Raw genomic sequence first — 23,276 nt, forward strand, 5'->3', positions numbered from 1 at the left:
AACGCGATCTGAGCGAGGATGTGAGCGAGCGCGCAAAGCAGGGCAGCGAAGGCTGCGGCCAGCCGCTTCAGGTTGACGGCCGCTGCCGTCAGGAAGGCCTGGATCTTCATGTTGCCCAGGCCCCGCCGGACGGCCCGCGCAAGGCCGTGCCAGGTTTTGGCTTCGCCGTGATAGCCCTCCGACCGCCAGCGGTGGCGCTGGTAGAGGCGATGGTCCTCCTCCGACCAGCGTTCCCGGCGCCGACGGGCGCGCAAGAGCGCGGGATAGTCGTCCCCGAGCACCACCGCCTTGTTGACGCGTCCCTTGGAGAGGCAGAGCGGGGCGAGGCTGCATCGCTTGCAGTCGTTGGCTCGGGAGGTGAAGAAGCGGCCGTGCTTCACCGGTCGGCCGGGCTTCAGGATCTTGCCCCGCGGGCACTTCAGGATGTCGTGCTTGGCGTCATACCGGAAGCGCCGCATCGGCACCGGGCTGCGGATCGGCTCGGCCTTGGGCGGGATGACAGCCTCGACCCTCCGCCGCTCCAGTCCGCCGAACACCTTGGCGTAGGCGTAACCTGCGTCGGCGGTCGCAGTCTTGATCGCCACGCCGGTGGTCGCGGCCGTCGCGTCGAGGCGATCGAGCACGACTTGTCCCTCATTCACCTCGCCGGTGGTGACCTCGACGTCGAGCACCACCCCGCAGAGGTCGTCGATCACCCCGTGCTGCTTGTAGGAGGGCTCCAGGCGGCGGTTGCGGCCCGTTGTTGCCATCGAAGCGTCCGGGTCGGTGGTGCAGATCTTCTTGAACCGACCGGTCTTCTTCGAGTCCCGCAGGTCCCGGTCCGGCTCAGCATCCGGCGTGGCCCCGCCGCTGGCGGACGTGACCGCCTCCACATGCTGCGCAGCCAGGCTCTCCCAGCTCACATCGGCGCGGATCAGCGAGGCGTCGATGTGGACCACCTCGCCCTTGGCGATGCCGGCCGCGACGCAAGCCTGGACGGTGCGCTCGAAGATGCGCCGGAACCGCTCCGCCCCCCAGCGCTGGCGGATGCGGGTGAGCGTGGAATGGTCAGGCAACGGCTCGGTCAGCCTAAAGCCGCAGAACCAGCGGATCGCGATGTTGACGGCCGCCTCGCGCAGAAGCCGGCGGTCGTGGACGATCCCCAGCAGAAAGCCCGCCAGCATCAGCCGGACCGCCACCTCGGGCGCGATGCCAGGCCGGCCGTTGTCGGGGCAGTAGAGATCGGCCACCTCGGGGCGCAGCCACGAGAGATCGAGCACCCGGTCCACCCGCGCCAGCACGTGCTCGTCCGGGATCAGATCGCGCAGGCTGCCGACGAAGAACTCGTATTGCTCGCTCCGCGTCGTGCCCAGCATGGACCGCCTCCCAAGCCGACAACTCGGAGGGAATCACGGGCAGAGGACTTTCTCAACAGCCCCACGCGGCACCTCTGCCAGGTTGCCCCGATGACCCGCTGGATCGCCGCCTTGAGGCCCTCATGCGCATCCGAGATGACCAGCTTCACGCCTCTGAGGCCACGCCGGACGAGGTCCTTCAGGAACGTGGCCCAGAAGGTCTCCGCCTCCGAGGGGCCGATGTGCAGGCCCACGATCTCGCGCCGGCCGTCCCGGTTGGCAGCCACGGCGATTATAGCGGCCACCGAGACGATGCGCCCGCCTTCACGCACCTTGAGGTAGGTGGCGTCGAGCCAGAGATAGGGCCACTCGCCTTCCAGCGGGCGCTTGAGGAAGGCGCCCACACGCTCGTCGATCTCCTTGCAGAGTTTGGAGACCTGGCTCTTCGAGATGCCGCTCAGGCCCATGGCTTGGACGAGATCGTCGACCTTCCTCGTCGAGACGCCCGCGATCCAGGCCTCCTGGATGACGGACACCAGCGCCTTCTCCGTCGTCTTCCTCGCCTCGAGGAAGGGCGGGAAGTAGCTCCCCGTCCTGAGCTTGGGGATGCGCAGGTTGAGCTGCCCGAGCCGGGTGTCGAGCGAGCGGTCCCGATAGCCGTTGCGCCAGGTCGAGCGCTCGCCGCTGCGCTCGTATCGTGCCGCTCCGATCAGCCCCTCCACATCGGCCTCCATCAGGATCTGGAGCACGGTCTCAGCCAGGCTGCGGAGGAAGTTGCCATCGTCGGCCTTTTGCAGCGCCTCCAAAAGCGCCATTCTGTCGTCGGTCATCGGGTCCTCGTGGCTTAGGGTGAAGTCGGACAACTCCACCTTAGCCGCACACCCCGATGGCCACCCCCGCCTACACCGGAAAGTCCACCACCTCCGGGGACGCTACCGTGGAGCTCGAGCTGATCGACCGCGAACGGCGGATGGTGGAGCGCCGCATCAAGGCGGCAAAGTTCCCCGCCACCAAGAGCCTCGACAGCTTCGACTTCCGGGCGATCCCCAGTCTGAACAAGATGCTGGTGTTGGAACTAGCCCGCTGCGAATGGATCCTGCGGCGCGAGAACGTCATCGCTCTCGGCCCGAGCGGCACCGGCAAGACCCACGTTGCCCTCGGCCTCGGTTTGGCCGCTTGCCAGAAGGGCCTCTCCGTCGGCTTCACCACCGCCGCCGCCCTCGTGCATGAGCTGATGGAGGCCCGCGACGAGCGCCGGCTCCTGCGCCTCCAAAAGCAGCTCGCCAGCCACAAGCTCCTCATCATCGACGAGCTGGGCTTCGTGCCGCTGTCGAAGACCGGGGCGGAGCTGCTGTTCGAGCTGATCTCCCAGCGCTACGAGCGCGGCTCCACGCTGATCACCAGCAACCTGCCGTTCGACGAGTGGACCGAGGTCTTCGGCTCCGAGCGCCTCACCGGGGCGCTGCTCGACCGGCTGACCCACCACGTCACCATCCTCGAGATGAACGGCGACAGCTACCGCCTCGGCCAGAGCCGCTCCCGAACGGCGAAGACGAACAGGTAACCCGCGCCCTCCCGTCGGCCCTGACGGGCCGAAGCGCCTCGGCCCGCGCCAGCTCTGTGGAAAGCGCACGGGCCAAGGCGATGCCCCATTCCCAGCGTCAGGCTCCATCCGCCAAGTGGCCGACTATCGCGTCGCCCTTTGGCTGGAAATTGCTCCGCCGTTGACAGATCGCCATCGCCGCCGCGAAGGCTGGCAAGCACATCATCTGCGAAAAGCCGCTCGCGCGGACCATTGAGGAGGCCCGCGCCATGGCGGAGGCCGTGCGCGAGGCGGGCGTCATCCACATGGTCGCCTTCAACTACCGCCGCACACCCGCCGTGGCGCTCGCCAAGAAGTACATCGAGGAAGGCCGGATCGGCCGCATCCTGAACTTCCGCGGCACCTATCTCCAGGACTGGTCCGCCGACCCTGACGGGCCGCTCTCCTGGCGTTTCCAGAAGCGGATCGCGGGGTCCGGGACGACGGGCGACATCGCGACCCATGTCGTGGACCTCGCCCACTACCTCGTGGGGCCGATCGCCGAGGTGAACTCGATGGTCCATACCTACGTCACGACCCGGCCGATCCAGCAGGGCGGCGTCGACAAGCTCGGCGCTTCCGAGAAGTCGGCCGCCGCCGAACGGGGCGAGGTGGACGTGGACGACGAGGTCATCTCCATGCTGCGCTTCGAGAATGGCGCGGTGGGCTCCCTTGAGGCGTCCCGCAACGCCTGGGGCCGCAACAACTTCATCACGCTCGAGATCCACGGCACCGAGGGCTCGATCCACTTCAACTACGAGCGTCGCGACGAGCTCCAGGTGATGTTCCGGAACGACCCAGCGGACGCGCGGGGCTTCCGCACCGTCTACACCGGCCCGGCGCATCCCTATGGCGAGGGGCTCTGGCCCATTCCGGCCCTCGGCATCGGCTACTCCGAGACCAAGATCGTCGAGTGCCGGGACTTCTTCGCCGCCATCGCCCAGAACAAGCTGCCCTCGCCCAACTTCGAGGACGGCCTCAGGACCGAGTACGTGGCCGATGCGCTCCTGCGGTCCGGCGAGACCGGACACTGGGAGCGGGTCGAGGGGTCGGCAGGGGCCCGGGCCCAGGAGCGCGTCGCATGAGCACGCCCGCGGCCGTCCGCATGACGGGCATCTCCAAGTCCTTCGGGGGCGTCCGCGCCCTCGATGCGGTGGACTTCGAGGTGCTTCCGGGTGAGGTCCACGCCCTGCTCGGCGGCAACGGCGCGGGCAAGAGCACGATCCTCAAGGTGCTGAACGGCGTCCACAAGCCGGACGCCGGGACCGTCGAGGTGGGCGGCCGGGTCCTCAAGGCGCACACGCCTGAGGAGTCCCGCGCCGCCGGCATTGCCATGAACTACCAGGAGATGAGCCTGATCCCGACGCTCACCGTTGCGCAGAACGTCTTCCTGACGCGCGAGGCACGGACGGGGCGGGGCCTCATCGACGACAAGGAGGCCGAGCGGCGCACGGCCCAGATCTTCGACCTGCTCGAGGTGCGGGTCGATCCTCGCGCCCGGGTGGGGGACCTCGGCGCGGGCTCGAGGCAGCTGACCGAGATCGCCAAGGCGATCAGCAAGGACGCCAAGGTCCTGATCCTCGACGAGCCCTCGACCGCGCTCGCCGTGTCGGACGTGGAGCGGCTCTTCGTCTTCCTGCGCAAGCTCAAGGCCAAGGGCGTCGCCATCGTCTATGTCAGCCACCGCATGGACGAGATCGCGCGCATCGCCGACCGCGCCACGATCCTGCGCGACGGGCGGCACGTCATCACCGCGCCGCTCTCGGAGCTGCCCATCGACACCATGATCGAGCACATCGTCGGCAAGAGGTCCAAGGGGCTGGCCGACGTGGCGCGAGGGGATGTGTCCCGGGGCGAGGTACTCCTTGAACTCAGAAACGTCACCGGGCGGCACAAGCCGGACAACCTGAACCTCACGGTGCACCGGGGCGAGGTGGTGGGTCTCGCGGGCCTACTCGGTTCGGGTAGGTCGGCCACGGCACGGGTGATTGCAGGGATCGAGCCGCATGTCGCGGGTGAGATCCGCATCAAGGGCTACCCGGTCCCGATCCGTACGCCTGGCGAGGCCATCGGGGCGGGCGTGGCGCTGGTGCCCGAGGACCGGGCCCGGCAGGGCGTGATCGGGGCGCATTCCGTCGCCTCGAACCTTACCATGGGTATCCTCGACCGCCTATCGCGCGGGGGGCTCGAGGACCGCACCAGGATTCGAGAGATCGCGGATGCCCAGATCAAGCGCCTCGCCATCAAGACGGCGGGGCGGGACGTAGCGGTCTCGACCCTCTCGGGGGGCAACCAGCAGAAGGTGGTGATCGGGAAGTGGCTCGCCGCCGACCCGGACATCCTGGTGCTGGACGAGCCGACGGCCGGCATCGACATCGGCTCGAAGTCCGAGATCATCCGGCTCGTCCGAGACCTCGCCGCGCAGGGCAAGGCCATCGTCTTCATCTCGTCGGAGCTCTCCGAACTCCTGACCGCCTGTGACCGCATCGTGGTCATGGCCGATGGCAAGGCCTGGGCGGACCAGCCGCGCGCCGCCTTCGACGACTCCTTGGTCCCCGAGGAGGACACTGCGCACCGGCTCCAGGCCGCCGAGCGCAAGCTGCAAGCCGCCATCCAGGAGGCCCTCATCGCAGGACAGGAGGAACCCCGTGTCTGACACCTCTCTCGCCACCCGCCGGACGACCGGCTCGACCGGCTTCTTCGCCAACTGGCGGCAGTACATCATCTACATCGGCTTTGTCGTCATCTTCCTCGTCTTCGCGGCGACGCTGAACGACAAGGGGTTCCTGAACCCCAACAACCTCCTCAACATCGTCCGCCAGACAGCGATGATTGCGGTCATGGCCATCGCGATGACCTTCGTCCTCTCGGCGGGCGAGATCGACCTGTCGGTGGGCGCGGTGGCGGGGCTCACCACGGTGACGGTGGCCATGGCCATCGCCGCGGCGGGGCCGGTTGCGGGCGTGTTCGCCGGGCTGGCCACGGGGCTCGCGGTCGGCATGTTCAACGGCTGGCTCACCACGCGGATCGGCATCCCGTCATTTCTGACCACGCTCGCCATGATGGGCATCGCCAAGGGCGTCGCCATGTGGATCTCGGACACGGCGGCGGTGCCGATCCTGTCGCCCGGCTATGCCTGGGTCTTCGGCGGGGGCTCCCTAGGTCCCGTCCCGGTCCTTCTTCTTTGGACTTTGGTGCTGGGCGTCATCGGCCATGTCGTGCTGCGCCGCACGGGCTTCGGGCGACGGGTGCTCGCCACCGGCGGGGGTGAGACGGCCGCGCGCTATTCGGGCATCGACACGCGCTCCGTAAAGTTCCGCGTCCTGGTCATCTCCTCCATGGCGGCGGCGCTCGCCGGGATGCTCTACGCCGGCCGCCTCCAATCCGGGCGATTCCAACTCGGTGAGGGGGACGAGCTGTCGGTCATCGCGGCCGCTGTGCTGGGGGGCACGAGCCTGTTCGGCGGGATGGGGACCGTGATCGGCACAATCGTCGGGGCGATGATGATCGGCCTCATCAACAACGGGCTTATCCTGATGGGCCTCGACTTCAGCCAGCAACTCATCGCGCGGGGCGGGATCATCATCCTGGCCGTGGCGCTCAGCCAGAAGAAGTCCTGATATGGCACACGTCACGATTATCGGCACAGTCGTGGCCAAGCCCGAGACGCGCGAGGAGCTCGAAAGGCTCCTCGCCGCGCAGGTCGAGCCCACGCGGGCCGAGCCCGGTTGCCTCAACTACGATTTCCATACCGACGCCGAGGATCCCTGTACCTTCGTCTTCTACGAGAACTGGCGGAGCCAGGCCGACCTCGACGCGCATCTCGCCATGCCGCATCTGCGGCCGCTCTTCTCCCAGCTCGACCGGCTGCTCGCCCGGCCCGTGGAGATCCGCCACCTGACCATGCTGAGCGAGATGGCCTAAGCTGCCAATCGAGCACCGATGCTGTGTGCGTCGGCACTGTGCGCTTGCTTCAAACCTATCCGGGCCATGACCCCTAAGCACCGGGGCCTTGTCAGAGGATTGAGAAGACTCGAAAGTCGCGCTTCAGGGTAGCGCTCACCCGGCTACAAATCAAAGTCGCATAACAAACATTATGTCCTCGGCCATCTAACCGGCAGGGTATCGGACAGTTCAGGTGGCACCCTGAGTCAAATGCACTCGTCGCAGTTCAGAAGCACTGGTCGCCCCTAAACGGGATCTCCGTTGCTTGCTGCTGAAAGCCCGGTCAGACGATCCGCGGCCAACCTTCAAGCCCACGGGTTGACCACCTCCACCCCCGTCCCCTCGAAATCGCCCGTGTTGCGCGTGGCCACCTGCAGGCCCTGGCTCCGGGCGATGGCGGCGATCATCGCATCAGCCATGGAAATAGGCCGCCCCGCCTCGCGCCGCTCGGCCTGGATGGCGGCGTAGGCCCGGGCCGCGGCCCCGCCCTCGAAGGGCAGCACCCGGCCGGCGAAGTCCTGCGCGAGCACCGCCTCGAGCGCGGTCGTGAGCGCCTCGCGCCGTCGGCCGGCGGGCAGGAGCGCCAGACCGGTGCGGAGCTCGGCCTCGGTCACGGCCGTGAGGAAGAGCGTGCTCGCGTCCTGCGCCGAGAGCCAGCGCAGGACGCGCTCGTCCGGCACGGGCCGCATGGGCTCGGACACGACGTTGGTATCGAGAACGATCACAACAGGTACACCCCCGGCCGAGCCACGTCAGTCGAAGGTGGGGGCGGTGCGCCCGGGCTCGCGCGGCGGGACAGTCTCCCCGACCTCGACGCCACCCAGGGGAGCGAAGCGCGCCCGGATGGCCGCGCCGAGGTCGCGCGGGCCCGGGGAGCTGAGGGCTGCGGCGCGCAGGACGGCGCGCGCCTCCTCCTCCATCGACACGCCCCGCTCGGCCGCGCGCCGGCGCAGGCCCTGCTTCACGGTCTCGTCGAGGTTGCGGATGGTCAGGCTGGCCATGACGGCGGGCTCCCAGGCTGGACACGGGAAGGATAGGAGGTGATTGCAGTGCAATCAACCTTGCAAGCCGCCTTCCTCATTGACGCCGTCCAGGGTGGAATGTGCCCGACTGCAAGCCGTTTTCACCCATCACAAATTACGTCGATTATGCTGACCTCGCATCGGGGGTGAGACACGACGCCGACGAGCAGCAGCCTTTGGTGCCGCGCAGCCGGTGCGCGAGGCCTCGCCAAGTCCCACAATCGAAGATAGACATGCTCCACTCTATGGTTTTATAAAATCATAGAGCAGTCCCGCTTTGGAGCCATCCCTCATGGTCCTGCCGCTCAACTCAGGGCCGCTTCACCTGCGCCCCTTGTCATCGATAAGCGCCGGTCCAACCTCCAGGACGAGCTGGTGGATCGACAAGTGTTTGTCGGCCGCAAAGCGACGCTCCGTTAAGGACTGTTTGTGCCGCTCGCTGGGCGCGTGTAACGCTGCGCCCCGAGACTCTGATTCAGCCATGGAGGCGCCGGCAGCAGCCTAGAAAAGCAAAACCCCCGCGAGGTGGGCACCTCAACGGGGGGGATGCAAGACCAAGGGACGCCAATCCCTCACGGCCAGTAAGAGTTTCAGGTCCGGTTCTAGCATCTCCTCCCATCGAAGCAAGCAAAAAGCGCATCCGTGCGACCGGATGAGCCTTGCCCGGTGCTGCCTCGCTCCGACCCATTTGGAACCGAGGACCATGCTCCAACTTGCTTGCCCCCCTGCGGGCGAGGCCTCCCGTCCCGTGCTGCCTTCAGGCACGACACGCAGCGACGTCGAGCGCCTCCTGCCCACCCTCCGGCGCGCCTTCGCGCTCTCCGACGCCTGCGCCCTGACGCTCCTGCTGCTCATCCAGACCACCCGGCCATCGGACTGGACCGACCCCGGCGCGAGCCCCGTGTGCTACGCTAGTCAGGCAAGCCTGGCCGAACGGCTGGGCAAGACCCCGCGCGCGCTCCGCTACGACGAGATGCGGCTCGAGCGCGCGGGCCTCCTCGTCAAGACCACCGCCGCCAACGGCAGCCGCGGCCGCTTCGCCGGTGGTCAGGTCGTCCAGGGTTTGGACCTCAGCCCCCTGGCGGCCCGTGTGCCCCAGCTCCTCGCCCTCGCCGCCCAGGAGGAGGCCAGCCGTCTGCACGTCCAGGGCCTGCGTCGCCAATGCTCGGCCGCGCGCCGGGTGTTCAAGGGCGCTCTGCAGCGGCTGCTCGAGCAGGCCCCCAAGGCGCCCATGACGGCCGAGGCCCTGACCCTCTACGCCGAGCTGCCCCGCCGCTACGACGGAATGGACGCCAGCGCGCTCGCCACGCTCCTCGCTACGTTGGATGAGGCTGTGGAGAAGTGCCTGGCTGCCCGCGAAATGCGCGCAGATTCTTCCGGTCAGCCGGAACGCGGCTTCCGCCTATCAGTACAAGTTACAACAGAAAAAAACCTTGAATCTTGTGTCGCCTCCGCCGACGGGACGCGGCCAGCCGGCACGCCGGCTGACGCTCGCTTGGTGGCGGCGCCTGCCGGCGCCGAAAAAGGCAGAGAGCCACAGGCTCGCGACTTCCAGCGCGGGCACAAGCCCCATTGGCTCGAGACCTTCACGCCCCGGCGGCTCTACGCGGCGTGCTCGGAGGACATGCGGATGTACCTCGACGCCACCAAAGGAAGCCGGACCTTGCCCAACGAGCTCGACCTGGTGCGCGCGGCGGTGATGATCCTGCCCGACCTCGGCATCAACCCCAGCGCCTGGGACGAGGCCAGCGAGGCTATGGGGGACCTCGCCGCCGCGCTCGCGGTGATCGTCATCGACGCGCGCCGCTTCGACCCCGTGCGCCCCATCCGCAGCCCCGGAGGGGCGCTGCGGTCCTTCGCGCGCCTGGCCATGGCCGGCAAGCTCAACCTCGCGGGCAGCCTGATCGGGCTGGTGGAGCGCGAGCGGGCAAGGTCCGCATGAGAGGCGCACTCGCCCCAGGACACGGTCCCGGCGCGGAGGCCTCGCGCGGGGTGCCGCGGCCGGGAGCCGACCGATCGGGGCTGGACCCCTTGGCCCGGCGACACCGCCCGTCCCTCGTGACCCCTCACCTCCTGGTTCCCGGACAGCGACGCGCCCACGTCTACACCCGGACCCGCTAACGGATGGTAAAGGCCCGCCCGAGCGAGGCGCCGCTCGCTGGGCCCAGAGGAAAGCCGGGCAGTCTCGGGACCACCCGGCCTCACCTTCGCGTCCATCGCCGTCCCCGGCTGTGACGCCCCTCCAAGGTGCCGCAGGCCGATTCGGCGGTCAAGGATCAGCACCGATCCCTGCCTCTCACCTTCCTCAAATATCCTCGGAGGGTGAGGCCGTCGGGCCGAGGGGGACAGACGGCTCCCCTGCTCGACGGGTCGGACACCCGTGCGGGTCTGCGAGATGCCAAGGTGCTCTAGGCCTCGCGGATCTCCATCGCTTCAATGGGGGTGCCGGCCTCCAGCGCCTCGCGGAACCAGCGCGGCTTCGCGCCCCGGCCCGTCCAGGTGTTCGCGGGGTTCGCCGGGTCCCGGTACTTGGGCGGAAGCTTCTGCCCGGCCATCACCGAGCGGCGGCGCTTGATCAGATCCTCGGGCTTGAGGCCGAAGGACGCCAGGAGCGCCACGACCTCGGCCTTGGCGTCCGTCGAGCGCTGCGCCAATTGGATCGTGAGGGCTTCGCGGATGGCCTGGTTCACCTGCAGCCGCAGAAGCAGCAGATCGGTCAGCGTCAGCGAGGACAGGTCCTTTTCGTCCGACATCGGGGCCCTTCCGATCCTGTCCACGCGACTCTCCTGGAACCCCGGACCAGGCCGATGGGTCCCTGGCACCCCGAGATCGGCGAGCGCGCTCAAGGCGGGGCGGACCTGCACTGCGACCACTGCCTTGGCCACGTCCGTTGAGCAGCGCCTGGTCGGGAGGACCCGCCTCCGGGATGAACGGGCCAGAGCCCCCTCCGCTCGGGCCCAAGGGACAGGGCGCCTCCGTCACTCCGGAGGGACTGTCAGGTCCTCCGCTGTCAGCCCGGTCGCCAGGGCGTCCTTGAACCATTGCGGCGCGCGGCCGCGACCCGACCAGACCCGCGTCCCATCCCGGGGATCGCGGAACTTCGGGGGGAGCTTCTTCCCGAAGGTCCGGCGCCGTTCGGGGAGCGCCAGCTCCTCGGGCGTGAAATCCCACCGCTTCACCGCCATCTCGATGGTGGCCCGGAGGTCGAGCAAGGCCTTGTGGCGCGCCTCGCGCTCCCGGAGCTCGCGCTCGACGGCGCTTCTCATGGAATGCAGCTTCTGCGGGGACAGGGGGGTGGACAGGAGGTCGTTGCTCATGATCCTGGGCCTTCGGCGGTCCGCCGTTCCCAACCTAGACAATGCCAAGTGGTTTCAAGGGGCAAGGGGTTCCGCTCCGGGGACGGCGTCCGAAGGGGTCGTCATGAGGATCGGCAGGGCGTCGCCCCCTGCGGGGGCCGGGCTCTAGCCCCGTCCAGCCGGCCGGGACCGGAGCTGGGCCGGGCGGCCCGTCTCCGCCCATACGGGTTGCGATCCCTGACGCGGGCCCGGCCGGACGGGCCGCGATTGCCTAGCTGAGGGCCGCCCTGCCCCGATCGGGCGCACAGGCCGAAGACAGGAAGGCCCAAGACAGGAAGAAAGGACCGGGGACCGCCGGTCCCCCCGTCAACACGAAAATGCGGCGCGGCCGGCGCCACCTCCATCTTCCGCGCCGCCCGGAGAGGCGGCTTGTGCAGACGGAGCCTCCGGCTGGTCCGCTGGATTTTCCTGTTGCCGGGTCCCCCCCCTGCCCTCGCCGGGAGGCAGCCTCCGAAGCAGCGACGCCCAGAGCGCCGCCCCTTCGGACGCCGCCCCCATTCTGGAAGAGGGCCAAGCCGAAGGGTCATCCCATCACAGGAGGCCAACTTGGCTCAGATGTCCGAACCCCTCGCCACCGGCCCGTTCCACGGGGGTCGCGTGGCCGAGCAGAACGACCGCTTCCGCCGGAGCTTCGGCGCGGACCCCACCTTGCCGGGCCGGATCGTCATCACCCAGGGCGTCGCAGCTTTGGGCGCGGCGGCGCTGGTCCCGCTCATGACCGCGCTCATCCGGTTCGACGACTTCACCGAGGACAACGATCCCTTCGGGCTCCGCGACTTCGGCGCTTTCGAGATCGAGGCCGAGGGCCGCGCCGTCCGGCTCTACTGGAAGATCGACCTCTTCGATGCGGACGAGCGGTTCGGGTCCGAGGCCCCCGACGACCCCGACCGGACCCGCCGCGTCCTGACCCTCCTCCTTCCCGAGGAGTGGTGAGCGCCGGAGGGGGTGCCCGAGCCGCGCCCCCTCCCCCTCGCCCCGGAGCGTCTCACGCCGCCTCCGAAGGCCCCCTCCCCTCCCATCATCCCACGAGGACCGTCCCCATGAACGCCCAAACCTTCATCGCCGAGGCCCCCGAGCTTGTCGCCTTCGCCGACCTTTACCTGTCCCCCCTCAACCCGCGCCGCCTCGTTCCCGAGGCCAGCGTCACCGCCCTGGCGCAAAACATCCGCGACCTGGGGCTCATCCAGAACCTCGCGGGCCTCCGGGACGGAACAGGCCGCGTGGGCATCGTCGCCGGGGGCCGCCGGCTGCGCGCCCTGGCCCTCCTGCAGGACGACCCGCGCTTCCAGGCCATCCCCGTGCGCCTCGCGCCCGACGAGGCCACCGCCGCCGTGTGGGCGTCCTCGGAGAACCACCAGCGCGAGCAGCCCCATCCCGCCGACGAGGTGCGCGAGTACGGCGCGCTGGCGGCCCGGGGGGTCGACCTTCCCGCCATCGCCATCGCCTTCGGGGTGACCGAGCGCCACGTCCAGCGCCGCCTCGCCCTCGCGGGCCTGCCCGAGCCCGTCCTCCAGGCGCTGCGGGAGGACGTTCTCAGCCTGGGCCAGGCCGCCGCCTTCACCATTAGCGACGACGAGGCGGTGACGCTCGACGTGCTGGCCCGGGTGCGCGGCCACGCCTACAGCGAGGCCCACATCAAGCGCATGCTCAAGCCCGACAGCATCCGTGGCAGCGACCGGCGCGCCGTCTTCGTGGGCCGGGACGCCTACCTCGCCGCCGGGGGCCGGATCGGGGGCGACCTGTTCGCCGACGAGGACCTGTTCGACAGCCCGGACGTGCTCGACCGCGCCTTCGAGGCGAAGCTCCGGGCCGAGGCCGAGGTCCTGCGGCAGGCCGAGGGGTGGAGATGGGCCGCGATCAGCTTGGAGGACTACGTCTCTTACGCGGAGATCGAGCGGCTGGCCGCCGGGCGCCTCTATCCCGTGCCGGGCGAGCTCACGGAGGAGGAGCAGGAGCGCCATGACGAGCTGGCCGAGCTCGCCAACGCCGACGTCCTGGACGAGGCGGGCCTGGCCCTGCTGGACGCGTTGAGCGCCCTGGCCGAGGGCGGCTACACCCCCGAGCAGAAGGCCCACGCGGGCGTCCTCGTCCATGTGGACCGCACGGGCGAACGCCGGGCCACCCCCGGCCTTGTCCGATCCGAGGACCGCGCCGGGGCCGAGGAGGCGGGCGTCCTGGCTCCTTCCAGCCATCGCCCCTCCCCCGGGGCGACCGCGCCCGCAGCCAAGCCGTCCCTGTCCGCGACCCTGAGGGAGGACCTGCGCCGCATCGCGCGGGGTGCGCGGCAGAACGCCCTTCTGGAGACGCCCGACCTCCTCCTCGACCTCCTGGCCTTCCAGATCGGGGGCCGCATGGGGTTCCTTCGCGCCCTGGGCGTGAAGGCCGACACGGTCGAGACCCAGCCCAGCACCGGGACCGGCTACGTCCTGGACGCGCGCCTGACGACGCCGCCGGACGGCCCGAAGGACCCCTTCCGCCTCGACCTCGCCAAGGCGTTCCGGGCCTACCGCAAGCAGGGTCCCGAGGCCGTGCGCGCGGACCTCGCGCGGGCGCTGGCGTCGCTCGTCGACGTGGAGGACGAGGCGCTGGGGCACCTTCTCGACAAGGAGGCCAAGACCACGATCCGCGCCGTCTGGACGCCCACGGCGGAGAACTTCTTCGGACGCGTGAGCGGGGCCATCCTAGACGACCTGTGGCGGCACCTCCTGGACCTCGCCCCCGAGCATCCCACCGCCACCACCTTTGCCCGGCTCAAGAAGCGCGAAAAGGCCGAGCGCCTGGAACACCTCTTCGCCGACCCGCGCGCGGTGCGGGGCGTCACCGAGGCGCAGGCCACGCGCATCGCCAAGTGGCTGCCCGAGGAGCTGGCCTGACCTCGAGGAGCAGGGCGCGCGAGCGCCCTGCCCCACCCCCGCGCGGTCCCGTTCCCCGGCCCGCGCCCGACCTCCTTCGTGGGAAGGACCACCTGGCCTCGCCCCGTGCGGGGCCCTTCTTCCCGACCCAGCCTCGCGCGAGGTCACGCGACCCGTTCGGACAGGAGGCGCGGCTTCCCTCGTCGTCGTTGCCACCATGTCAATGAAAATATAACATCATCGTACTTGGACGGTGGTCCAAGCGTCAGGAGACAGATCATGCGGACGTTCAGCGAGTTTCAGATCATCGGCCATGTCGGCAAGGTGAAAGCGGTCGGTCCCACCCTGCGCGTGGACATCGCGGCCGAGTACGGGCGCAAGGACGAGACGGGCGAGTTCCGGTCGAACCCCTACTGGAACGAGGTCACGCTGTTCGGCGAGCGGCTGGTGGCCTGGGCCAAGGAGAACGTGAAGGCCGGCGACCTCGTGCACGCCCGCGGCACCGTGCGGCAGACCCGCTACGAGAAGGACGGCCAGACCGTCTACGGCGTGACCTTCGCGGCCGACGACTTCGACCTGCTGGCTCCCAAGGCGCTCGCGCCCGCCTGACGGGCGCGAGGCGGGCGACGCCCCGCCCTCCCCATGTCGTGGAGGGCGGAGGCCGCGTTTTCTGGGCTTTCGCCGCCGCTCAGGACCGGGGTTCCGGACGCCCCGGGCCGGGAACGGCCCTTGCCGGCTCGCCGCTCTGGCAGGTCTCCTGCCCCAGCGGGCCCGGCATCGCCTCCACGAGCGAGGTGTCCCCGTTGTCCCATTGATAGATCAGCGCCTCGACCTGGCCCGTGTCCGGGTGGGTGATGGCCCCGATGGCCGTGCCGTACCTGCGGGCTCGCTTTGTCATGATCCACCTGTCGCTGCCTCGTGCGACGGCCGGACCCTGCTTGGTTCACACTGGAGGGCGAGGGTCAGGCGCGCCTGACCCTCTGCCCAGCGGCGAGCGACGAGAGGTGGGGGGGAAAGCGAAATCGACGGGGGTGGTGCGGCCCGCAGGGCGAAGCCCGAGGACACGGCCCCGTCTATTTCGCTTTGGGGGGGAGGAAGTCGAAACTCCTCCCCCCTTGTCGGTCCGGCTCGGTTGTTCGTGCCTTGGCTCGGACCTTGGCGGCTCACTGCCCCGGAGCTGAGAGATAGGGTGGCGCTGGACAGGGTGTCCGGCCAGTCGGACCGTCCGTTCCCGCGCGGCTGTGGCCGGGCTGCCGACGCAGGCCGGTCGGGATCACGAACGCCCCCGGCCTGACTTCGCGGTCTTGGCGTCGTCCAGCTCGGCCAGGACCTCGTCCAGCGCCTGCCAGAACAGCGGCTCGACCTGACCCCGGATGAGGGACCAGTAGGGCGTGATCCGCAGGGGGTCGTGCTCGTGCAGCAAGGTCGTCAGCGCCTCGGCGTTCAGCCGAAGGGTGGTGGAGAACCCGTACGCGCGGCCCTCCGAGCGCTCGACGGCGAGCGGCTCGACGTAGCCGGGCGCCAGGGTGTAGCGGGCCGCGCATCTCTGCCAGGCCGCCTTGAGGACCCGCTGGGGCGGCAAGCCGGTGGCATCGATCCGGGGCACCTGAGCCAGGAGCGGCCGGACCCAGATCGAGAACATCGTCTTGGCCTCCTGGCCTCGGGCCTTCCTCGTCGGCGCGGGCGCGGCCGGGATGGCCGGTGAGGGGGCGGGAGCGAGAGGTTGCGGCGCGCGGGCCTTGGCCGTCCGCGCCGCCACGGGGGTCTCGACCGGTCGCCGCTCGACGGGCTGGGGTTCGATGGATTGGGGCTCGACGGGCAAGGGCGCGACCGCAGCGGGGGTCGGCTCCGCCGCCGGGGCCAGTGGCTCGCGCGTCGGAGCCTGCGCCTCGACCGCGGCCGCCTCCTCCGGCGCGGGCGGGGCTCCCAGCGCGCCGCCGCCGGGGAAGGGCTTGGTGTATTCGGTGTCGCGCGAGAGGATGGGCTGTATCCTGCGGATCGCCATGGATTACCCCCTGAGGATGTCGGTGAGAACTTCGCTGCACTCCACGACCGCTTCCTCGAAGCGGCGCGCTTGCGAGCGCTGGAGCGGGTCCGCGTGGTTGCGGTAGCTGGCGACCAGGTCGCCCAGGAAGCCCTGCTCGTCCATTTCCACGTAGGCGGTCCGCTCCTGGACGACGATGCCGACGAGCGGAAACCGCTTGATCGCCTCCTGCAGCATCCGCTGGTGGACCTTGGTGGCCTTGGCCTGCGCCGGAAACCGGGTGAGGAGGACGTTGTGGGTCGGGAGACGGTCCGGCTCCGCGACGCGGCCCCGGAGGCGCTTGAACCAGTCCACGGTCTGGGCGCAGACGGCCATGTCGGCGTCCGAGGGCAGGACCGGCGTCACCAGATGATCGGCCACCATCGCGATCTCGTCAGACCATTCCGTGCCCGATCCGGCGGTGTCGATGAACACGAGGTCGGTCTGGCCGGCCTCCTGCGCCGCGATGATGGTGTCCTCGAGATCGGTGCTGGTGGTGGCGCCATAGAAGCTGACGCCGGACGGGACGGCGCCGCGCGCCTGGAGCTTGCGGAACCACAGGGTGACGTCGCCCTGCGGGTCGGTGTCGATCACGAGAACGGTTCGACCGCTGGACAGGGCGGCCGAGGACAGGGCCTTCACGAGCGACGACTTCCCGCAGCCGCCCTTGCGCGCCATCAGCGCCACCACCTTCATGTCTGCGTTCGCCATACCTGTCGTCCTGCTCCTTGCCTTGCCGATCCGCGCCGGCTTGATGGATCCTCTGTAATCCGTCGTCCGTCCTCCTGCATCGCTGATCGCTCGTCCGCTGCCGTTCGTCGGTCGTCTGTCGTAAGCCTACAACGATCCGGCGTCCGTCGTCCGCAGGCCGTGGTCCGCCATCCAGCGTCAGCAATCCACCGTCTGTCGTCCGTCATCTGTGATCTTTCGTAGTTCTACCATCGTCTGTGGGCTGTGTTCGCCGCCCTACTGTCGATGATCGTTCATCCGTCGACGGGTGTCCGTCGAACTTTATCGACGAACCGCCGTCCGTCATCAGCCGTCCGCCATCCTTCATCAATGATCCGTCGCCTCTGGTCCACCATCTGCCGTCCGTCGTCAAGCGTCGCGCGTCTGGCGTCCATCGTCCACCATCTCGCGTCCGCTATCCGTCAAAGTTGGGCGGCGCGGGCCGCGCCGGGGCGGTCCGAGAGCCCGCCCGATAATGTCTACCGTCGACCTCCGCGCCGCTTGTGCGACGAGTCGCTCGACGGTAGGGTTAGATGGCGGGAAATAGGGATGTTAACTTTACACCATGGCCTCCGCCGCGCCTTCCGCCTCCCCCCGACGCCGCCTGACCCAGGGCCAACGGCTTGAGATCGCACGCGAGCGGGCGAAGGGTGTGGAGGCGAAGGACCTGGCGGCCCGGTTCGGGGTCAGCCGTCAAACCATTCACGCCGTGGTTCGGGAGCTGCGCGACGCGCCGTCCTTCCAGGGCCGAGGCACCTCCGTGCTGGGCCTGCGGGTGACGGACCAGGAGGCGCGGGACTTCGAGGCAGCGGTCGGCCGGCTCGGGCTCTCCAAGACAGAGGCCCTGCGGCGGCTGATGCGGTCGGCGGTCCCGCTTCTCGCCCCCGACGACGAGGTGGCGGCCCGGCTCAAGCAGCTCGGCGCCGAGATCAACCGCGTCGGCGGCAACCTCAACCAACTGTCCCGGGCCTGCAACGAGGCCCGCCTGAGAGGGGAGCCCCTTCCCTATACGGCGCAGTCCCACGCCGAGGTGCGGGCAGCCATCGCCGTCGTGTTCGAGGCCGTGGCCCAGGTCGGGCAACTGGCGCGCGGGCAGCGGCGGCAGCTCGACGTGGTGGTGGCGGGCGTGCTGCAAGACGAGGGCGGCGGTGAGCCCGCGTAGCCTCGGGCCGGCGGCCGCGCTTCTCGAGGAGGGCTGGAGCCGCAACCGGGGCAGGGGAGGGGGGGCGTCACCGCCCCGGTCCAAGGGGCCCGGAGCGTCCCTGGGCCGGGCGGGGCAGATGGCGCGGGCGGCCACCGGCGCCCGTGCGGCGGTGTTCAAGGCGATCCGCCACGGCGGGTGCCACAGCCGCACGGAGCTCGCGCGCCAGATCGCCTATGTCGGCACCAAGTCGAGCCATGTCTTCGACGCCCAGGGTGCCTATGACGGCCAGCGCGTCCTCACGCCCGCGCAGGTCCGGGAGGTGACGGAGCGGTTTGCCCGGACCTGGGATCCCGCGCGGCCGACCAAGCTCGGGCACACGTCGCACCTCCTGTTGTCCTTCCCCATCGGCACGAAAGCTCACGCGGTGCGGGAGGTGACGCGCGGCGTCGTGGAGCAGTTCTTCCAAGGGGACGGCGCGCAGTTCGACTACCTCGTGGCCGTCCACGAGGATCGGGCGCACACCCACGCCCATGTCATCCTCAACCGCCACAGCCCCGATGGCGAGATGTTCTATCTGCGGTCGGGTCACCACTTCAGCTACGAGCTGTTCCGTGAGGCGATGGTGGCGCATGGCGAGCGCCATGGCGTGCGCCTGGAGGCCACGCGGCGGCTCGACCGGGGCCTCGTGACGTATGATGCGCGCTCCACGGAGGTCCGGCAGGCCCGCGCGGCCGGGCTGGACACATCCGAGCGTCCCCGGCTCGGGCGTGATCTGGAGCACGCCCGCCGGCACATCGCTCTGGCTGCCTCGACCTACCAGGGGCTGGCGGGTCTCGCGAGCGGTCTGGGCTTCGAGCGGGTGAGCCAGGCTCTCCAGCGGGCGAGCCTGACGCTCGCCCGCAACGGCGTCGTCCTACCAACACGGGAGATCGAGATGGCTGACACACAGGGCTCGTTCGACGGCCTCCTCCGGGAGTTCGGACGAAACGTGCAGGCCTTGGAGGAGCGCATCGCCACCGCGTCTCCCCCGCAGAGGCCCCGCCTGGAGCGGGGGCTCACGGACGCGCTGGCGCAGGTCGCCGCCCTCAACCCCCTGGGGGAGCGCAGCGCCTCGCTTCGGGAGGCGCCCAGCCCCTTCGGGGTCTACAGCCAGGCGCGCATCGCGCGGGACGCGCTCGACCGCCTCGACGATCCGCCCGTCCGGGCGGCGGTGGATGCCGCGGTGCGCGGCACGGGGCTCTCGGCCAGCGAGATCCTGGCGCGGGTGAAGGTGGGGGCGGACCGCGCGGCGCTGGAGGACCACTGGCACGCGAGCGACCTGCAGGCCGTGGCGGCCTCCGATGGCGCGCGCGCGCCGGGGTCCGACCGGCCTAGGGAGCTGACGGGGCCGGCCAAGGAGCAGGCGCTGGACCGCCTCGACGAGGTCTATGACCGGATCGAGACCGTGCTGCAGAATGTGGGGGTGCTGCGGGAGGCCCGCGTGGCGGACGAGGTCCGCGAGCGCGCCGAGGCGGTCGTGACCCGCAGCCTCCCCTCGGCCGCCCTCGACGTTCCCGCGCCGCGGGCCGACACGCGCGCCGGGATCGCGGACGAGACCGGGCGGACGGCGCGCCATCCCCTGATCGCCGCCACCGCCCTGCGGCTGCGCGACCAGGCCGCGCCGGAGACCGCCTTCCGCGACGGGACCCAGGCCCAAGTCTTCCACGCCGCGCTCGAGCGCGCGCTGGCGCCCGAGGAGTTGCGGCGGCTGCGCCAGGGGGATGAGACGGCCCTCGCCCGCCTCGCGGGCGACCGGCTGGAGCGGCTGGCTCTCGCCAAGGCCTATCTGGAGAGCGACGCGGCCACGCGGAACAGCCCCGCCCATCTTCGCGTGCTCAAGCAGATCGTGAGCGATCAGGTGGACGAACGCCGCCTGGCCCGAGGCCACGAGGAGGAGGGACCCACGCATGGCTAGCGCCCGCACCCTCCCGGCCGCCCTGGCCCTCGCCGCGTTCGGCGCGACTGGGGGTTACGTCCTCGCCAACGCCTACGTCACCGTCCGCTTCGGGGGCTCGCCCACCCATTTCGCTCCTCTGTTCCTGGCCCGCAACGTGCTCCCGATCTATGAGCGCGCGCCCCGGGAGTTCTGGACGGCGGTCGCCATTCTCGCGGCCTCGGTCCTGACGGCCCTGGCGCTCTTCGCGCTTCCCGCCCTCCTGACCGCCACCCGCCGGTTCCGCGAGGACGCCGTACGCGCCCGGCAGAGCGGCATCTCCACGGACTCGACGGGCCGCTTCATGGCGGGCGGCTTGGTCTTCGCCCTTTTCGGCGGCGTCGTGGGCTACGTCGCGGCCTCCGCCTACCTCACCGTCCGCTTCGGGGGCTCGCTCGAGCGCATCGACTTCGGCTACCTCGCCCGCCACGTGGTCCCGCTCTACCGCCAGGCGCCCCAGGAGTTCCGGGTGGCGGCCCTCCTCGTCGGCGCCGGCGTCCTTGCCCCCTTGGGGATGATGACCATGCTGACCCTCAACGAACGGCTCACCACCTTCGGCGTCACCCACTGGCAGAGCCGCCGCGAGATCCGCCGGAACGGGTTCCTGACCGAGCCCGGCCACGGCTTCGTCCTGGCCAAGCTCGGCGCTCCCGAGACCAAGGAGCCGTTCCTGGTGTCGCGGGACTTCCCGCACGCCCTCATGATCGCCCCCACGGGCCGGGGGAAGGGGGTGGGCTTCGTGACGCCCAACCTCCTTCTCTTCAAGGGCTCGGTCGTGGTGCTCGACGTAAAAGGCGAGAACTTCGAGAACACCGCCCGGAACCGGGCGGCGATGGGGGACCGCGTCATCCGCGTGGCGCCGCTGGACTGGACTGGCCGCACGCACCGCTACAACCCGCTCCAGCGTATCCACGAGCTGCCGCATCCCGATCAGCGCATGCTGGCGCTGCAGAAGACGGCGCGCCTGTTCCTGCAGTCCACCGAGAGCACGCAAGGGCTCCTGCAAGGCGGGATCGACATCTTTGTGGCCTGCGGCCTTCTGGCCTTCGAGCAGGGCCGGCCGACCATCGGTGCCATCTACGATCTCGCGACGGGGGGCGGCAACAAGCAGAAGGCCTACGCCGAGCTGGCCTGTCAGGTGACCTACGAGCCTGCGCGCCGGATGCTCGCGAACCTGGCGTCCATCAACGACAAGACCCTGACCTCCTACCTGTCCGTTCTCCTGACCTCGGGCCTGGGCCTATGGGCGAACCCGGCCATCCACGCCGTGACCAGCCGGTCGGACTTCTCGTTCAGCCAGATCCGGCGCAAGCCCCATGCCATCTACTTCGAGGTGCCGCCCGACGACATCGAGACGCTCGCGCCCCTGGCGCGGCTGTTCTTCTCGGACCTAATCGCCTCGCTCCAATCCCATCGGCCCGGTGCGGACGAGCCCGGGAAGGTCATGATCGTGCTCGACGAGTTCGACCGCTTGGGGCGGATGCCGATCGTGGCGGAGTCCATCAAGACGCTGCGCGGCTATGGCGCGCATCTGGCGATCGTCACCCAGAGCATTCCGGCGCTCGACGAGCTTTACGGCGAGAACGTGCGGCTGTCGCTTCAGGCCGGGGCCGGGGTGAAGCTCTACTTCACCCCGTCCGACGCCAAGACCGTCGGGGAGGTGAGCGCCACGCTTGGCAAGACCACGCGACGGGTCATCTCGAAGTCGCGTCCCCTGGGCCTGAGCCCCCTGCGCGCCCGCACGGTGAGCGAGCGGACGGAGGAGGCCCCGCTCATGTCCGAGGACCAGGTCCGCCGGATGCCCCTCGGCGACGTGATCCTCGCCATCGACGCGCAGATGCCGATCCGGGCGCAACGCCTCGTGTTCCACGAGGACCTGATCCTCCGAGCCGTCTTTGACGCGCAAGCGGGCGAGCTGCCTTATCCCCCCGCGCTCCCCAAGGCCGCGCCGGCGTTGCCGGCCCTTCCCGCACCCGAGGACGCCGGTCCGCCCGCGTTGCCCCGTCCGGCGGAACCGACGGAGCCAGGGCCTGGCGCCGTCGCGCCGGCCCGAGACGAGGCCGAGCCTCCTGCACCTGTGCGGCTGGTGCCGTCCGCTCGCCGGGTGGCCGTGACGGAGGCGCGACCCGTTTCCGCCATTCAGCCGCTCGAGGCCGTGGTGAGGACGGAGGATGCGGCGGCCCTGCGCCAGGCCATTCGGCGGATCGAAGGGCTGCTTGCCACGCCGGACGCGATTCTCCGCCCCCGTCGGGCGCGGACCAAGACCCGGAAGCTGGTCGTGTCCGCGCGCCGCGCGAGCATCGGACAGGCCAAGACGGTCCTGTTCATCCAGCCCAGCGACCTGTCCGGGACGCCGGAGGACGAGGCCGCCCTTCGGCGCGCCAACGCGCAGGTCATCCGGCTCGAGGATCTGGTGACCGACGAGGCAGATGAGGCGGACGATCCCCCCACCCAAGAGGGGCCAGACGTGTAGGAGGAGGGCGCGTGTCGGGGCCGCCGATCAGCCGCCCAGGTCCTCGCGGAAGCGGTCCATCTGGTGCATGGCCTCGTGCAGGATGGTGACGATGCCGATGTCGCCGTTCGACAGCCGGCGCCAGTAGACGACATGGTGCCCCTGCCGGAGATAGAAACCCTCGACGCCGAACTCGGCCGGGATCGGCCGTGAGATCACGCCATGGCTCTCGATCTTGTCGAAGGCGGCGAAAAGGTCGGTGATGTACCGCTCCGCCTGAGCCGCGCCCCAGCGGTCGCGGGTGTAACGGTAGATCTCGTCGAGCCGCAGCGAGGCGGCCTCCTGGACGCGAACGGGCACCTCGGTCAGCCCTGGTTCCGGGCGATCACCTCGGCCGCGGTCAGGGGGCGATAGCTGTCCTCGGGAGCCGCGAAGGCGCGCGCGAGTTCCGCCTTGAGGCGGTCGAACGCTTCCCGCTCCACCCGCTCCTTGTCGCGCCGGATCAGGTCGCGCAGGTACTCGCTGGTGGTCTCGTAGGCCCCGTGCTCGCCCACGTTGGAGGCCACGAACTCGCTCAGAGCTCCGCTCAGGCGCACGGTCATGGTGGTGGTGTGGGGCATGAGGGCTCCTCCGCGTCTGTCTTCAATATGATCAACAATGAAGACAGAGACAAGGTCGCGCCGGGAGCTGACCGACTCGGGCGGCGCTGGTCCTCATCGGACGAAGCCTTGATAGCCTGACGGCGGGACAAAAGGCCGCTCGCCGCTGGAGCAGCTCCCTGCGATGATGACACCTCGCAGGAAGCAGGCCGAAGCGTGGGACAGTCCGGGGCCTCAAGGATTGTCCTCTCCCCCCGTTGCCGGGC

21 protein-coding genes and 2 pseudogenes are annotated in these 23,276 nt (G+C 69.9%); 12 read left to right on the top strand and 11 right to left on the bottom strand.

Going from position 1 to position 23,276, the window contains the following annotated elements:
- Positions 1 to 1,355, bottom strand: a 1,355-nt coding sequence (locus tag FHG71_RS16515) for a transposase (RefSeq protein ID WP_139082807.1), incomplete at its 3' end; no start/stop codon positions are given.
- Between the two features lie 38 nt (positions 1,356 to 1,393).
- Positions 1,394 to 2,164, bottom strand: a pseudogene (locus tag FHG71_RS16520) (IS256 family transposase); the annotation flags it as partial.
- 107 nt (positions 2,165 to 2,271) lie between these two features.
- Here FHG71_RS16520 and istB point away from each other — a divergent pair.
- From istB to FHG71_RS16545, 5 genes and pseudogenes are all read left to right on the top strand, one after another.
- Positions 2,272 to 2,898 (top strand): annotated as a pseudogene (gene istB / locus FHG71_RS16525) (IS21-like element helper ATPase IstB); the annotation flags it as partial.
- Positions 2,899 to 3,071: 173 nt separating this feature from the next.
- Positions 3,072 to 4,001 (top strand): Gfo/Idh/MocA family protein, encoded by a 930-nt coding sequence (locus FHG71_RS16530; protein ID WP_281281976.1) that lies wholly within the window; start codon positions 3,072 to 3,074, stop codon positions 3,999 to 4,001.
- On the top strand, positions 3,998 to 5,572 hold the full coding sequence (locus FHG71_RS16535) for a sugar ABC transporter ATP-binding protein (RefSeq protein ID WP_139082808.1): 1,575 nt from the start codon (positions 3,998 to 4,000) through the stop codon (positions 5,570 to 5,572). Before FHG71_RS16530 ends, FHG71_RS16535 begins: the two co-directional genes overlap by 4 nt.
- Entirely contained in the window at positions 5,565 to 6,536 is a 972-nt protein-coding gene (locus tag FHG71_RS16540) for an ABC transporter permease (RefSeq protein ID WP_139082809.1), read from the top strand. The genes FHG71_RS16535 and FHG71_RS16540 overlap by 8 nt, the downstream gene beginning before the upstream one ends.
- Before the next feature lies 1 nt (position 6,537).
- On the top strand, positions 6,538 to 6,840 hold the full coding sequence (locus FHG71_RS16545; protein ID WP_139082810.1) for a putative quinol monooxygenase: 303 nt from the start codon (positions 6,538 to 6,540) through the stop codon (positions 6,838 to 6,840).
- 326 nt (positions 6,841 to 7,166) lie between these two features.
- On the opposite strand, the gene FHG71_RS16550 is transcribed toward FHG71_RS16545, so the two are convergent.
- Both FHG71_RS16550 and FHG71_RS16555 read right to left on the bottom strand, forming a co-directional pair.
- Entirely contained in the window at positions 7,167 to 7,586 is a 420-nt protein-coding gene (locus FHG71_RS16550; protein WP_139082811.1) for a type II toxin-antitoxin system VapC family toxin, read from the bottom strand.
- Between the two features lie 27 nt (positions 7,587 to 7,613).
- A complete protein-coding gene (locus tag FHG71_RS16555) occupies positions 7,614 to 7,862 on the bottom strand; it encodes a FitA-like ribbon-helix-helix domain-containing protein (protein ID WP_139082812.1) in 249 nt (82 codons plus the stop codon).
- A gap of 724 nt (positions 7,863 to 8,586) precedes the next feature.
- On the opposite strand from FHG71_RS16555, the gene repC reads away from it, so the two are divergent.
- Positions 8,587 to 9,825 carry a replication initiation protein RepC gene (repC, locus tag FHG71_RS16560; protein WP_176559465.1) on the top strand — a complete coding sequence of 413 codons (1,239 nt, stop codon included), beginning with the start codon at positions 8,587 to 8,589 and terminating at the stop codon, positions 9,823 to 9,825.
- Positions 9,826 to 10,291: 466 nt separating this feature from the next.
- On the opposite strand, the gene FHG71_RS16565 is transcribed toward repC, so the two are convergent.
- Both FHG71_RS16565 and FHG71_RS16570 read right to left on the bottom strand, forming a co-directional pair.
- Entirely contained in the window at positions 10,292 to 10,636 is a 345-nt protein-coding gene (locus FHG71_RS16565; protein ID WP_139082814.1) for an H-NS histone family protein, read from the bottom strand.
- A gap of 225 nt (positions 10,637 to 10,861) precedes the next feature.
- A complete protein-coding gene (locus FHG71_RS16570) occupies positions 10,862 to 11,200 on the bottom strand; it encodes an H-NS histone family protein (RefSeq protein ID WP_139082815.1) in 339 nt (112 codons plus the stop codon).
- A gap of 594 nt (positions 11,201 to 11,794) precedes the next feature.
- Here FHG71_RS16570 and FHG71_RS16575 point away from each other — a divergent pair.
- From FHG71_RS16575 to FHG71_RS16585, 3 genes are all read left to right on the top strand, one after another.
- Entirely contained in the window at positions 11,795 to 12,172 is a 378-nt protein-coding gene (locus FHG71_RS16575; RefSeq protein ID WP_139082816.1) for a DUF3768 domain-containing protein, read from the top strand.
- Between the two features lie 107 nt (positions 12,173 to 12,279).
- On the top strand, positions 12,280 to 14,112 hold the full coding sequence (locus FHG71_RS16580) for a ParB/RepB/Spo0J family partition protein (RefSeq protein ID WP_139082817.1): 1,833 nt from the start codon (positions 12,280 to 12,282) through the stop codon (positions 14,110 to 14,112).
- A 258-nt stretch (positions 14,113 to 14,370) separates the two neighbouring features.
- The gene (locus FHG71_RS16585) at positions 14,371 to 14,700 is read left to right on the top strand and encodes a single-stranded DNA-binding protein (RefSeq protein WP_139082818.1); all 330 of its coding nucleotides are present in this window, start codon (positions 14,371 to 14,373) and stop codon (positions 14,698 to 14,700) included.
- A gap of 79 nt (positions 14,701 to 14,779) precedes the next feature.
- Here FHG71_RS16585 and FHG71_RS16590 read toward each other — a convergent pair whose 3' ends face one another.
- The 3 genes from FHG71_RS16590 to FHG71_RS16600 all read right to left on the bottom strand — a co-directional run bounded on the left by FHG71_RS16590 (position 14,780) and on the right by FHG71_RS16600 (position 16,825).
- On the bottom strand, positions 14,780 to 14,989 hold the full coding sequence (locus FHG71_RS16590; RefSeq protein ID WP_139082819.1) for a hypothetical protein: 210 nt from the start codon (positions 14,987 to 14,989) through the stop codon (positions 14,780 to 14,782).
- 375 nt (positions 14,990 to 15,364) lie between these two features.
- Complete coding sequence (locus tag FHG71_RS16595; protein ID WP_139082820.1) at positions 15,365 to 16,096, bottom strand: hypothetical protein; 732 nt, start codon at positions 16,094 to 16,096, stop codon at positions 15,365 to 15,367.
- Positions 16,097 to 16,099: 3 nt separating this feature from the next.
- Positions 16,100 to 16,825: a ParA family protein gene (locus FHG71_RS16600; RefSeq protein ID WP_139082821.1), complete on the bottom strand. Its 726-nt coding sequence runs from the start codon at positions 16,823 to 16,825 to the stop codon at positions 16,100 to 16,102.
- A gap of 670 nt (positions 16,826 to 17,495) precedes the next feature.
- Between FHG71_RS16600 and FHG71_RS16605 the strand changes: the two genes are divergently transcribed.
- Genes FHG71_RS16605 through FHG71_RS16615 form a run of 3 tightly spaced genes read left to right on the top strand, consistent with a single transcriptional unit; the run spans position 17,496 to position 22,432 of the window.
- Positions 17,496 to 18,005: a transposase family protein gene (locus FHG71_RS16605; protein WP_218014128.1), complete on the top strand. Its 510-nt coding sequence runs from the start codon at positions 17,496 to 17,498 to the stop codon at positions 18,003 to 18,005.
- Positions 17,992 to 19,941 carry a relaxase/mobilization nuclease domain-containing protein gene (locus FHG71_RS16610; RefSeq protein ID WP_139082823.1) on the top strand — a complete coding sequence of 650 codons (1,950 nt, stop codon included), beginning with the start codon at positions 17,992 to 17,994 and terminating at the stop codon, positions 19,939 to 19,941. Before FHG71_RS16605 ends, FHG71_RS16610 begins: the two co-directional genes overlap by 14 nt.
- Positions 19,934 to 22,432 carry a type IV secretory system conjugative DNA transfer family protein gene (locus FHG71_RS16615; RefSeq protein WP_139082824.1) on the top strand — a complete coding sequence of 833 codons (2,499 nt, stop codon included), beginning with the start codon at positions 19,934 to 19,936 and terminating at the stop codon, positions 22,430 to 22,432. The genes FHG71_RS16610 and FHG71_RS16615 overlap by 8 nt, the downstream gene beginning before the upstream one ends.
- A gap of 27 nt (positions 22,433 to 22,459) precedes the next feature.
- Here the strand turns inward: FHG71_RS16615 and FHG71_RS16620 are convergent, their stop codons facing one another.
- On the bottom strand, positions 22,460 to 22,771 hold the full coding sequence (locus FHG71_RS16620) for a type II toxin-antitoxin system RelE/ParE family toxin (RefSeq protein ID WP_139082825.1): 312 nt from the start codon (positions 22,769 to 22,771) through the stop codon (positions 22,460 to 22,462).
- Positions 22,772 to 22,776: 5 nt separating this feature from the next.
- Entirely contained in the window at positions 22,777 to 23,031 is a 255-nt protein-coding gene (locus FHG71_RS16625) for a ribbon-helix-helix domain-containing protein (protein ID WP_139082826.1), read from the bottom strand.
- Positions 23,032 to 23,276: the final 245 nt, after the last annotated feature.

The sequence above is a fragment of the Rubellimicrobium roseum genome (genome assembly GCF_006152145.1).
Classification (GTDB): domain Bacteria; phylum Pseudomonadota; class Alphaproteobacteria; order Rhodobacterales; family Rhodobacteraceae; genus Rubellimicrobium; species Rubellimicrobium roseum.